This window comes from Acinetobacter sp. YH01019 (genome assembly GCF_013420285.1).
Lineage (GTDB): Bacteria > Pseudomonadota > Gammaproteobacteria > Pseudomonadales > Moraxellaceae > Acinetobacter > Acinetobacter gandensis.
Window position 1 is genome coordinate 1 of sequence record NZ_VOYM01000014.1, and the last position, 12,724, is coordinate 12,724.

Here is a 12,724-nt window from a genome sequence, read left to right on the forward strand (position 1 = left end):
CACCAAATCTGGCTCATCAATTTTCTGACATTAATTTCTCAAATAAACTTCGAGTAATTTCTACCATCAATCAATGAAAATAATTTCGACTGATCAACTAGTAAAAATCCACACAAGTTGTTCTTCATAATCTCTTAATGATCTTCTTGCTGATTCATCACCAGCAAGTAAAACCAAACATTCAACAACTCAGCACTTCGTGCGTTTGCTTGTCTGCGTTGGTATGCAGCGTATTCTATAGAGAATAAAAACAAACACAAGCCCCAATTGTAGAAATTTCTACAATATTAGGTATAAGTGATCATATTTTAAACTAAAAGCATTTTTCTGCTTAGTATTCATTCAATATAAGCCGTTTTTTAGTTTTATTAAAGTGCTGACTTAAGCAAATTTTGAATTTACTAACATTATATAAAGATAAAGCCCACCCAAAGGTGAGCTTTTAATTTTATAAAGCAATGATATAAAACCTGAGCTTCATTGGATCCTTTTTAAATTAGGCTTTAATCTTAATTGGACTGTTCAGCCAACCAACTCATAAATTCCTGGCGTTCAACTTTGGTCGCCTTTTGCCATAACTGAATTAATTGTTGATCTGAAGCACTCACAACTGCTGATGTATTTTGTGTATATACTGGCGCTGGCTGATTTGCAGGTGCAGCCGTTTTTTTGGTTAGATCAAGATTATTTCCAAAAATCGCATTTGAGAAAATTGCTTTCTGCTCTTGTTTTGCCCCTTGTTGCTGAACCAAAAGTTGATTCGCTTTATTGTACAAACCAAAAATTGGCTGATCTTTATAGTTTTGCGCTTTATCAAAGTCTTTAGGTGCATCTATTAAAGCCAATCGATATTCTTGGCCATCGGCCAGAACCGGTGTACGTATTGAAGCAACTCCAGATTTTAAAATATCGTGTGAATTGTCTGGATGTTGAAAAAACTCGGTATAACGAACACTAATGACATTTTCGCCAGCGTTTAAAGTGTATTTTTCTGCCGAACGAAATAAACCACCACTTAACTCTTGATCATTAACAGCCACAATCTTAATTTCTTCTGGAACTGTTAATGTTACTGCAGCAAAACCTACACTACTCATCAATAATGTCGCAGCAGCAACTGTAAAGCGTAAAGTCATGGTTATCACTCATATTCAAATTTTAAAGTTGATTTGCACTATGCTATGCATATATGACAATGGTATGACATCAATTTATTACTCTACGCTTAGCTTCAATCCATAATTCAGATATCTTTTTTATTTTATACATATAAAAAAAAGGGCGAAATACGCCCTTTTAATATTCTGAATGCCTTTAAGTCACAAAACTTAATTAAATGTTTTAAAGCGCTCAGCATCATCTATGAAAGTTTTCTCACCCGCTGGTGCTTCAATAGAACCAAATACAAGTTGTGCACGTAATTTCCAATTCTCAGGCACTGAAAATGCTGCCGCTACTTCTTCATCTACAATTGGGTTGTAATGCTGCAAAGACGCACCAATATTTTTTTCCGCCAATGCTGTCCATGTCGCAAATTGAGCAATAGCCGTTGAATGTTCTGACCAAACTGGGAAATTGTCGGCATATAACGCAAATTGCTCTTGAAGCGCTTTCACAACTGCTTGATCTTCATAAAACAGAGCTGTACCAAAACCAGCTGCAAAACTCTTGATTTTGCCATTAGTACCTTCAAAAGCATCAGCAGGTACAATTTTTCTCAAGGTTTCGCGGACAATATTCCAAAATTGTTGATGTGAATCACCAAATAAGATAACCACACGAGATGTCTGTGAGTTAAATGATGATGGGCTTAAACGCACAGCATCTTTAATCGTCTGTTCAATTTCAGCTTGTGACAAAGTTACATTATTACCAATCGAATAAATGGTACGACGTTGTTCAATTTGGTTAAGGAATGACATAGAAAGCCTCTTTTTATTTTCAGATCATATAAATGGATTGAAATAATCTTAATTGAAGTTTTTAACAATTACATGACTGTATTTACAACATTGTGTTTTATTTCTAGAACAATGATTTTTAACTTTGTAATATTGCTTTATCTTAAAAAATACAGCGACAGCACAGACACCGCTGTATTTACACTATCTTCACATATTCATCATAGGTTAATTTTAAAAAGTTCAATTCAATTAAGTGTAAATTCGAAAGCGTTCTTGATCTTCAGGCTCTTCTCGCTCAGGTGCATTTCCTTCTACAGAACCGAAAACCAATTGTGCACGGAGCAACCAATGTCCATTAATCCCTAAAAAGTTTGCAATGGCTTGATCAATGTGTGGATTATAGTGTTGTAATGATGCCCCCATTCCTGCATCCGCAATGGACGTCCAAACAGCAAACTGCGCCATCCCTGATGTTTGTTCAGACCATACTGGGAAATCTTCGGCACTAAACGGTACTTTTTTCTGTAATTGCTGAATTACTTGTTGATCCTCATAAAATAATACCGTGCCAAAAGCATCAGCGCATTGATCAACCTTTAAGGCAGCCCCTTCAAAAATATGTGCAGCCACATTTTTACGCTGTACCTCTTTAACAATGTCCCAAAATTGTTGATGTGAATCACCAAACAACACAACGATACGGGTACTTTGCGAGTTATATGCAGACGGACAACAACGAACAGATTCCTGAATTAATTCAGCAATATAAGCTTGGCTAAAATGAACTTTTTTGCCTAAATCATAAATACTGCGTCGTTTCTTTAATTGCTCTACAAAAGAAACTGATGTATCCATTTCGATATTTTTCTTTTTTAATTTAAAGTCTTTCGTGATATCCGCAGTCAATACATGACCAATTTTATCGAGCAACGCCACACCTACACCCCAAATTTAAAATTATTCAAATGAAATAAATCCATGTTTATTTTAAGGGTTTCTATGCCTATATTTTGATTTATAAAATTATTTACTGTTCCTTTTTAAATCAATCAACCACGCAAAAAACAACAAACTCCGCATTTAACGGAGTTTGTGTGAATTGTCACGCATTTCACTTATCGGTTTCAAATAGCGCAGCAACAAAGGATTTGGCAGAGAATGGGCGTAAATCATCAATTTTTTCACCCACACCAATAAAGCGAATTGGCACATGTGTACGGCTGGCAATATTAAATAAAACACCGCCTTTTGCTGTACCGTCCAACTTGGTAATGGTCAAACCTGTTAGTCCAACTGCTTCATCAAACATTTCAACTTGATTAATTGCATTTTGACCTGTACCTGCATCAACCACCAACATCACTTCATGTGGCGCTGTTGCATCAATTTTCTGCATCACACGTTTAACTTTGGTCAATTCTTGCATTAAGTGACCCTTGTTATGCAAACGACCAGCAGTATCTGCAATCAGCACATCAACACCTTTGGCACGTGCACTCTCGAATGCATCGAAAATCACAGATGCTGAATCTGCACCATGACCCTGTGCGACAACGGCGATATTGTTACGTTCACCCCAAATTTGAAGTTGTTCTGTTGCTGCTGCACGGAAGGTATCACCTGCAGCCAACATAACCTTCTTGCCTTCACCTTGTAAGCGTTTAGCCAATTTACCAATGGTGGTTGTTTTTCCAACACCATTCACACCTACAACTAAAATCACATACGGATTTTTGTTTGTATCGATATGCAAAGGTTTTACGCGTGGTGCAAGCAAAGCAACCAATTCTTCTTGTAAAGCTTTATACAATGAGTGCGAGTAAATTAAATCACCACGCTCAGTACGCTCCGTCAAATTTGCAATAATGGTTTTTGTTGCTTCTACACCAATGTCAGCGACCAGAAGTTGTTCTTCCACTTCTTCCAAAAGCTCATCGTCAATTTCCTTACCACCAATCAGGATATTGACCATACCATCGGCTAAGTTTTTACGAGACTTTGATAAGCCTTCTTTCATGCGGCTAAAGAAACCACCTTTAGATGGTGCTTCAGTCTCACTCACTTCAGGTACAATTTGTTCCTGTGCTTTTGCTGTTTCGATAATCGGCACATTTACCGCAGGTAAACTCGGTAACGTGACATCGTCATCACCGATATCAGCATCAATCAAAAATTTATTCTGCCCATTAGATTGCTGTTGCATGCCGAATCCTTGAAAAGCACTGCGTTAAAAAAATGAGATTCTAACATAACTTATCTTAATTTGAGCCTTTCCTGTGCTATGAGCCACACACACACCAAAAAACAACACGTTTCAGTTGCTTTCAAAGCACGCTTAGGCAAAATATCAGTATATAAAATAGATTTTACCGGATAGATTTGTGTCCTCTAAAAAAACGATTTCTCCTCGTCTTTTCAATTATTTAATTCGCTCTCTTCTTCATATTGGCCTAGCTGCAAGCAGCATTTTGGCAAGCAGTTATTTATATGCTGATACACGTAGCCAACTTACGCGAACAACGTTTGAAACCACACTTAAAAATGGTTTAAAAGTCATCATTCGTGAGGATCATCGCGCGCCCATGGTCATGACGCATATTTGGTACAAAGTTGGGAGTAGCGATGAATCCGGCAATCTGCTCGGTATATCTCATGCCTTAGAGCATATGATGTTCAAAGGAACGACCAAGGTTCCGAATGATGAATTCACACGTTTAAGCCGAATTTACGGTGGCAGTATTAATGCTGCAACATTTACCAATTACACCAATTATTATCAACTCTATCCTAAGGCTTATTTTCCAATGGCTTTGGAATTAGAAGCCGATCGTATGAGTAATCTACGCTTACAACAGCAAGACTTTGACCCAGAAATTAAAGTTGTGATGGAGGAACGTCGTCAGCGTACCGATGACAATCCCCGGTCATTAGCATTCGAACGCTTTAAATGGATTTCATACCCCACCAGTCATTATCGCCAACCTGTGATTGGCCATATGAAGAATCTACAAAACATCAAATTAACAGACTTAAAGCAATGGTACAAAGAATGGTATACACCCAATAATGCGATTTTAGTCATTGTTGGTGATGTGGATGCAGAGTCTGCGATTCGACAAGTCCAAAAGTATTTTGGAGACATCCCATCACGTAAAACGCCTGAACGGAATGATGTTTTAGAATTTGAGCGTATTGGTTATCGCCATATGGAACTTAAACTTCCTGTACAAGTACCAAATCTTTACATGTCTTGGAATGTACATTCACTTGCTACAGCAAAAAATCCGCAAGATGCGTATGCGTTAAACATCATTCGAAATGTCTTAGACAGTGGTATTTCATCACGCCTACAAGACAAGTTGGTACGTCAGCGTAAAATATTAACCGCGGTCAGCGCCTCTTATGATCCTTATAATCGTGGCGATAGCCTATTTAGCATCTCTGCACTACCCGCAGATGGCATCAAAATGGAACAGGCGCAAAAAGCCATTCAGGATGAAATTGATTTACTTAAAGCAGAATTAGTCAAAAGCCCTGAAGTAGAACGTATTACAACACGATTTATTTCCAATTTAATCTATAGCCAAGACGATATTAGTGGTCAGGCAAAAATGATCGGTAATTTGGAAGTCAATGGATTAAGTTTTCGCTTGATGGATGAACTTCCAAAATATTATGAAAACGTGAGTGCTCAAGACATTCAACGCGTTGCCAATGCTTATTTTGTACGGGAGAACTTAAGTACCATGTATCTCTTGCCTGAACAAGAAAACAATCAAATAAGCACCATTAACCCAGCCCCTGCTGACAAAAATGAAAAAGTTGAAGCAACGCCAAGTGTGCCACAAAATGCTCAATCTATCGAAACAGATAATGCGATTTAAGGAATAAACATGTCTACATTGAAAATTTTATGCCTGAGCGTGTTATCCATTACGAGCGGTCTGGTTTTTGCGGAAAGTTATACTGAAAATATACCTGATATTAATGACAATCCGAGTCAACTACAGTCCATTCCAATGCTGCAAAGTCTGCGAAACGTGCAGTTAGAGAAAGAATATCGTGCACCTCATGTGCAAGAACTAAAAAACCGAAATGGTGTTCGCACACTTTTTGTAGAATCACAAGATTTACCAATGGTCGATATTCAGCTTACTTTCAATGCTGGTGCCGCACGTGATGAAGAAGTTGGAAAAGGTTTATTTGGTACAGCGAATATGGCCGCTCGCCTGATGGATGAAGGCACGGAAAAGTATAATGCTGCAGAAATAGCATCGGTATTTGATCAATCTGGTGCCCAGATGAGCATACAAGCACACCGAGACATGTTTGTGATGCGACTACGGGTTTTATCCGACCCTAAAAAACTTGAGCCTGCACTCGGCATGATGATGGAGATACTCAAAAATGCAACATTTAAAAATTCCAGTATTAGCTTAGCCTTAAGCAATAACCAAGCAGGTCAAAAGCAACTACAAGAAAGCCCAAGCCGACTCATGGGTATTCGCTTTAATCGTGAACTATATGGCACGCATCCTTATGCAGAGCCAATTACAGGAACAAATGGTAGTATCAAAAAAATCACACCGGAAATTCTAAAAACGTTTCGCGATAAATTTCTCGTTGCACAAAATATGAATATTGCGATTACAGGCAAATTGAGCACTAAAGAAGCCCAAAATCTTGCCGAACGACTTTCAGGTAACTTAAAACAAGGTGAAAAAGCAAAACCGTTAGCAACCCCAGTTGAAAAGAATGGTTTTAACATCGTTTATATGCCATTTAATTCGACACAAGCCAATGTGATGTTTGGGCACTTAGGCACTATTCGTAATAATCCAGATCGTTTAGCCTTAGAAGTTGCCAATCGAATGTTTGGTGGTGGTGGTTTTAACTCCATACTAATGCAAGAACTTCGTATAAAGCGCGGCTATACCTATGGAGCTTATAGCTCTTTTAGCTTTAGCCAATCCCCTGGAACATTTAGTTTTAGTTATGGCACACGTCAGGATCAACTCGTTGATAGCATCAAAGTAGCACACAAAGCCTATGTCGACTTTGTAAAAAAACCGATTGATGCAAAACAGCTTGAAGAAACAAAAGCAGGGATGCTTCGGGCTTTCCCCAACAATTACAGCAGTAACTCAACTATTAACGCTCAACTAGGGCTACTCGGTTTTTATGATCAACCAACGGATTACTTATCCCAATATCCAAAGCTTTTGGAAAAAATAACAGTAAATGATGTACAACAAGCTGTGCAAAAATATATGCATCCAGAAGATATGACAGTAATTGTTGTCAGTCAGCAACTGGACAAAGAACAACTGAAACACATTTTACAAGAGAATTTAGGAACAACACCTGAGCCTAAGCAATTACCCTCTAATGTTGCTCCTCTGCCAATGCCGGCAACTGATGTGCCCGCACAGACTCCATCTGATAAGCGTGCATCAATTTAAGATAAGCAGCCATTCGTATTTTATCTTGCTGTTTTAATAACACAGCCATTTCTTGAGTTTCAGGATAGCTTTGCTGAACAGCAAGACTTGATACGTTTTGATACTGTTGCACGGAAATAGGACGGCATAATGCAATTACAGCGAGAATCAAAATAATCGCAATCATCATTGAAACGAAAATATTATAGACTTGCTCAAGCTGTATTTTAGATTTGAATTGAATAATTTTTTCTAAATCAATAGTCATACACTACCTCAGGTTAAAAGTAGTGTATGGCTGACGTTAAATAAGTTCAAGTAATCCTGCTTAATTCATAAGCAATTCAAAATGGTGCCATGTGACTAAATCGTATCTTTTAATGAATAATGGTACGAATCACAGCAAAATAAAGGATTAATGCAATAATAGCCAACACAATAATGACGGCAAAAATACTCATCCCACCTTCTGCATGTGCAGGATGCAAATCATCATCATCAGCTATTTTTAATAGTTCTCCGTTATAAGCATTGTAAAATTCTAAGCGTTGATTCTTATCTAAATCACGCGTGAAATCATAAACCCGTTTACGCTGTGCTAAACCAAAATCCCCTAAATGTATTTCTTGATGAAAAATTGCATCATCTAAGTTTCGTCGATGTTGATGCGCCAATTCCACAATTTGAGACATTGTAGGAGGATAATCTAAAGTCAAACCGTCTAAAATTCTACTCATGTCCTTCTCCTTATTATCTACAACTTCTTATGTTAGTATTTTAATCAATTAAGCAAATGTTCATTGTTTAATCATGTAAACTATACCAACAAGTAAAATATTTGCAGTAATAGTTGACAATTCAAGCTAATTGTAATATTAGTTTAATAATACTTAGTTATATTAGTTAAAAGGGCTAAAGAATGGGCCCTTGAATGATCATAATTAGAATAAGGAGTTTAATATGATTCAACAATTCTCTCAGCATGAACTTGAACACGTTTATGCAACAGCAGTAAATACAATCCAATCTCAAATGAACTTCAGCGATGCAGTACATGAATTGGAACAAGCAGCTCGCGCTGGCCATGGTAAAGCAGCAATGTTTTTAGCTGAACTTTATTACCAAGGTTTCCGTGTAGAGCGTGACTCACTTAAAGCGCAATATTGGCAAAACATGGCCACATTGCAAGCATAATCAAACGTCACCCAGGTGGCGTTTTTTTCACCCTTTACTTTTTGACTTAGCTATTTATATACATAAATTCTTACAATCAAGTTCAAGACATACACAGTAATTTCATTTGAATTTTCTACAATAGGAGCAACATCAACAACACGCTGCATATGATGTCTAAATTAAAGCAATATAAACCGATTCAAAAAGAGTTATTTTTTAAAATTAGTATTTTAAAAACAATGATGTACTGTGGTGTTTTATGGGGACTTTATCACCAACAAGGCTGGGCGATGACCAGCGATCAAGATGATATTATCTTCCCCTTTTGGTTAAATGGTATTCAGGCACATAAATATGCCAAGAAGAATTGGCCAAACTACACACCACGACGTATTACTCCACGTGATTTTGAAGTAGCGCTATTACCAACACTCACAAGGCTCAAAGTCACACCTGCCTTATATAGTTCAAATAACATCAAATTAAAACTTACGACTATGCAAATGCGCCATTTCTTTTTTTCAACGCCAAATATGCGTACTGTTTAATTCAAATTGACTAACAAAATAACTGATGCAGACACTGAAAAGTGTTTGCATTTTCTAAATTTCACGCTAATTTAAATTAAACAAAAAATACTATAAGGGACAAAATATATGACTACTGTTGCACAAGTTTTGAAAGACAAAGCCTACAAAGAAATTTACACAATTACACCGGATGCAACCGTACTCGAAGCGATCTCACTTATGGCTGAGAAAAGCATTGGTGCGCTTGTCGTTACTCATGAAGGCAATGTGGTTGGAATTCTCTCAGAGCGTGACTACACGCGAAAAATTGCCCTCATGGAAAGAACCTCTTTTGATACCACAGTAAGTGAAATTATGACCGGTAGCGTGATTACCGTGACTACAGCAGCAACGGTTGAAGAGTGCCTTGAATTGATGACAGATCGCCACTTGAGACATTTACCTGTAGTTGAAGATAAACAGCTGAGTGGTCTTATTTCGATTGGTGATTTAGTCAAAGCTGCGATGGATGATCAACGTAAATTGATTGAACAACTTCAACAATACATTTCAGGCTAAATTAATTTCCCCTTTATCAAATAGTTAAAGGGGGAGAATTAATCAATATCATTGCATAATTTTAAGCACCCAATAAACGTAATGACAATAAAATTACAAAGAAATTACTCAATACTAAATTCAGCTTCAGATAACTTAAATCAAATTGATTGCATAATTTCAAAACTTGAATCATTAATGGTATCAATGAAACATGATCCTTTACTCAGTTCACATAGACGTACCATTAACCTTGAGCTTGCGGCAGCAGTCACAGAACTATTAGCTAGCAAAGCTGTTATCTATACCTTACATCCTGAACTTATTCCAATTTCATCAGTCTTTGACCACAGTTTTTATAAAAGCTATGTCAAAAAAAATATCCCAGTTAAAAACTGGGATATTGATGATCAAGTTCAGAAAATTTATACATCTTCAAACAAGGATGCACAACTTAGTCTTTTTTAATTGAGCGATTAGTTAAGACCTAATTTTGCAGCAACATAATCAGCATCTTTATCACCACGACCTGACACATTGACTACGATTTTTATGTCTCTAGTCAGTTTTGGTGCTTCACGTAATGCCCACGCAACTGCATGAGAACTTTCAAGTGCAGGGACAATACCTTCCACACGAGACAAAGTCATAAACGCATCCAAGCATTCTTGGTCAGTCGCTGTAGTATATTCAACACGACCTAAATCTTTAAGCAAACTATGCTGTGGACCAACACCTGGGTAATCTAGACCGGATGCAATTGAATGCACTGGTAACGGTTGACCTTGTTCATCTTCAAGTACATAACACGCCATACCATGAATTTGACTTGGCTTACCTAAAGTTAAGGTTGCAGAATGCATATCTGTATCCAAACCATGACCCGCAGGCTCTACACCTACCAATTTCACATCTGCTTCATTTAAAAATGCGCTGAATGCACCGACTGCATTTGAACCACCACCAACACATGCAACGACATAATCTGGATTTGAGCCAAAGCGGTCATTCGACTGAACTTTAATTTCTTCACCAATAATTGCTTGAAAGTCACGCACCATTTTAGGAAACGGATGTGGGCCAACCACAGAACCAATCGCATAAATGAAATTTTTCGGATCTTTTAAATATTCTTCAAACGCACTATCCACAGCATCTTTTAATGTTGCGGTACCACGTGTAACCGAAATCAGGTTGGCACCTAAAATCTTCATTTTCACCACATTAGGGTGTTCTTTTTCAATATCAATCTGTCCCATGTGAATTTCACATGGAATACCTACAAGTGCACATGCTGTAGCCAATGCAACACCATGCTGCCCTGCACCCGTTTCAGCAATCACTTTGGTTTTCCCCATGTATTTTGCTAAAAGTGCTTCACCTAAACAGTGATTAATTTTATGTGCACCCGTATGATTTAAATCTTCACGTTTAAGATAAATCTGTGCGCCACCTAATTTATCTGATAGACGCTTTGCATAGAATAATGGACTTGGACGGCCAACATAGTGTGCAAATAATTCTTTTAATTCATTTTGGAATTCTTCTGTATGACGGATCTGTTCATAAGCAACATTAATGTCGTCCATTGCCTGCTTTAAATCAGGTGGAATAAATTGACCACCGTATTCACCAAAGAAGCCTTCTTCGTTGGGTAAAGCAATGCCATTAATTTGATGATCCATCGTATTTCCTTCGCTTTAAGAAATTAGGTATAAAAAAGACTGCCCCGATACTAACGAATTTTGACTTTATACAACAAGTCAAAACGCATCTTCTCACTAAAAGCAGTCTATTATTTCCACAGCCTACCGCATTAAAATGATTTAACGTGCTAAATATTTTGTCATATCTTCTACCCCCTTAAGGGTCATCGGATACATATGATCTTCAAATATTTGCTTAATCGCACCAATCGTTTGGGTATAGTGCCAATAGTTATCTTCTTCAGGATTTAACCAAGCTGTTTTATCAAAGTGATTACGTAAACGCTGTAACCAAACTTGTCCTGCTTCGTCATTCATATATTCAACTGAGCCGCCCGCAGAATTTAACTCATACGGTGCCATACTGGCGTCACCTACCACAATCACCCGATAATCCCGTCCATAGGTATTAAACAAATCCCACGTATTCATACGTGAACTTGAACGACGGATATTATCTTTCCATACATAATCATATAGACAGTTATGAAAGTAAAAATATTCTAAAGTTTTAAATTCAGTTTTGGCTGCACTAAATAGCTTCTCACACTGTGCAATATGTGCATCCATAGATCCACCAACATCAAACAACATCAAAACTTTGATGCGGTTACGACGTTCTGGCACCAATTGAACATCCAAAATACCTTGTTTGGCTGTTTCACGAATAGTGCCGTCAATATCCAATTCTTCTGCTGCACCTTGACGCGCAAATTTACGCAATCGACGTAATGCCATTTGCATTTGTCGACTACCCAAAATTTGATCGTCATCCAAATTGCGATATTGGCGTTGTTCCCAAACCTTAACGGCAGAACGCTTACGCCCAGGCCCACCAATGCGCACACCTTCAGGATGATCACCATAAGCACCAAAGGGCGATGTCCCTCCCGTGCCTATCATCTTGTTGCCACCCTGATGTTTTTTATGTTGCTCACGCAAACGTTCTTCAAGCATTTTCATGAGTTCTTCTAACGAACCCGCTTTCTTTAATTCTTCGCGTTGTTCAGGAGTTAAATGCTTTTCAATAAGCTCTAGATCAAACCAGTCTTTTGGCAGCTTATGAACCTGATTCAGCAATTCATCTAAATCAAACGTTGCAATGCCATCAAAATAATCTTTCATCGCTCGGTCAAACTTATCAAAGAAGCGCTCATCTTTTACCATGACGGTTTTTGCAAGTTGATAAAATTCGTCTTGATTCGCAAAAACAAGCCCTGCTGCAACCGCTTCATTAAGGTCAATTAGTTCTCGTGTCGATACTGGCACGCCATATTTTCTGAGGGTATAAAACAGTCGCACAAACATAGGCGAGTAAAATCCAATAAAATTAAGTTTTCGGAAGGCCAAGCCAGTTTAATTGCATGAGATATTTTTATGCGTTATGCAACTGAGCTAACCTCTATACTGCACACATTATGAAAAATTGC

General features: G+C 37.7%; 13 protein-coding genes and 1 pseudogene. 6 read left to right on the forward strand and 8 right to left on the reverse strand.

Translation table 11 applies throughout. The features are described 5' to 3' along the window. Positions 1 to 509: 509 nt before the first annotated feature. The 4 genes from FTT84_RS05380 to ftsY all read right to left on the reverse strand — a co-directional run bounded on the left by FTT84_RS05380 (position 510) and on the right by ftsY (position 4,107). On the reverse strand, positions 510 to 1,136 hold the full coding sequence (locus tag FTT84_RS05380; RefSeq protein WP_180080346.1) for a DUF2057 family protein: 627 nt from the start codon (positions 1,134 to 1,136) through the stop codon (positions 510 to 512). Between the two features lie 192 nt (positions 1,137 to 1,328). Beyond that, positions 1,329 to 1,922 (reverse strand): nitroreductase family protein, encoded by a 594-nt coding sequence (locus FTT84_RS05385; RefSeq protein ID WP_180080341.1) that lies wholly within the window; start codon positions 1,920 to 1,922, stop codon positions 1,329 to 1,331. 231 nt (positions 1,923 to 2,153) lie between these two features. Then, on the reverse strand, positions 2,154 to 2,840 hold the full coding sequence (locus FTT84_RS05390; protein ID WP_180080338.1) for a nitroreductase family protein: 687 nt from the start codon (positions 2,838 to 2,840) through the stop codon (positions 2,154 to 2,156). Between the two features lie 175 nt (positions 2,841 to 3,015). Beyond that, the gene (gene ftsY / locus FTT84_RS05395) at positions 3,016 to 4,107 is read right to left on the reverse strand and encodes a signal recognition particle-docking protein FtsY (RefSeq protein ID WP_180080335.1); all 1,092 of its coding nucleotides are present in this window, start codon (positions 4,105 to 4,107) and stop codon (positions 3,016 to 3,018) included. Between the two features lie 241 nt (positions 4,108 to 4,348). Between ftsY and FTT84_RS05400 the strand changes: the two are divergent. After that, a pseudogene (locus FTT84_RS05400) lies at positions 4,349 to 5,683 on the forward strand (M16 family metallopeptidase); the annotation flags it as partial. A gap of 114 nt (positions 5,684 to 5,797) precedes the next feature. Beyond that, positions 5,798 to 7,366: a pitrilysin family protein gene (locus FTT84_RS05405; RefSeq protein WP_067767056.1), complete on the forward strand. Its 1,569-nt coding sequence runs from the start codon at positions 5,798 to 5,800 to the stop codon at positions 7,364 to 7,366. Here the strand turns inward: FTT84_RS05405 and FTT84_RS05410 are convergent. Both FTT84_RS05410 and FTT84_RS05415 read right to left on the reverse strand, forming a co-directional pair. Beyond that, a complete protein-coding gene (locus FTT84_RS05410; RefSeq protein WP_081410338.1) occupies positions 7,290 to 7,613 on the reverse strand; it encodes a hypothetical protein in 324 nt (107 codons plus the stop codon). The genes FTT84_RS05405 and FTT84_RS05410 overlap by 77 nt on opposite strands. A 109-nt stretch (positions 7,614 to 7,722) precedes the next feature. After that, positions 7,723 to 8,082 carry a hypothetical protein gene (locus tag FTT84_RS05415; RefSeq protein ID WP_067767059.1) on the reverse strand — a complete coding sequence of 120 codons (360 nt, stop codon included), beginning with the start codon at positions 8,080 to 8,082 and terminating at the stop codon, positions 7,723 to 7,725. Positions 8,083 to 8,305: 223 nt separating this feature from the next. Between FTT84_RS05415 and FTT84_RS05420 the strand changes: the two genes are divergently transcribed. The 4 genes from FTT84_RS05420 to FTT84_RS05435 all read left to right on the forward strand — a co-directional run bounded on the left by FTT84_RS05420 (position 8,306) and on the right by FTT84_RS05435 (position 10,056). After that, complete coding sequence (locus tag FTT84_RS05420; RefSeq protein WP_067767062.1) at positions 8,306 to 8,539, forward strand: hypothetical protein; 234 nt, start codon at positions 8,306 to 8,308, stop codon at positions 8,537 to 8,539. 152 nt (positions 8,540 to 8,691) lie between these two features. Then, complete coding sequence (locus FTT84_RS05425) at positions 8,692 to 9,069, forward strand: DUF2750 domain-containing protein (protein WP_180080332.1); 378 nt, start codon at positions 8,692 to 8,694, stop codon at positions 9,067 to 9,069. A gap of 108 nt (positions 9,070 to 9,177) precedes the next feature. Further along, positions 9,178 to 9,609, forward strand: coding sequence for a CBS domain-containing protein (locus FTT84_RS05430; protein ID WP_067767065.1), 432 nt, complete (start codon positions 9,178 to 9,180; stop codon positions 9,607 to 9,609). Between the two features lie 186 nt (positions 9,610 to 9,795). Further along, complete coding sequence (locus tag FTT84_RS05435; RefSeq protein ID WP_180191833.1) at positions 9,796 to 10,056, forward strand: hypothetical protein; 261 nt, start codon at positions 9,796 to 9,798, stop codon at positions 10,054 to 10,056. Between the two features lie 8 nt (positions 10,057 to 10,064). Here the strand turns inward: FTT84_RS05435 and trpB are convergent, their stop codons facing one another. Both trpB and FTT84_RS05445 read right to left on the reverse strand, forming a co-directional pair. Next, on the reverse strand, positions 10,065 to 11,273 hold the full coding sequence (trpB, locus tag FTT84_RS05440; RefSeq protein ID WP_180080326.1) for a tryptophan synthase subunit beta: 1,209 nt from the start codon (positions 11,271 to 11,273) through the stop codon (positions 10,065 to 10,067). Between the two features lie 141 nt (positions 11,274 to 11,414). Continuing rightward, on the reverse strand, positions 11,415 to 12,602 hold the full coding sequence (locus FTT84_RS05445) for a VWA domain-containing protein (RefSeq protein WP_180056812.1): 1,188 nt from the start codon (positions 12,600 to 12,602) through the stop codon (positions 11,415 to 11,417). Positions 12,603 to 12,724 lie beyond the last annotated feature (122 nt).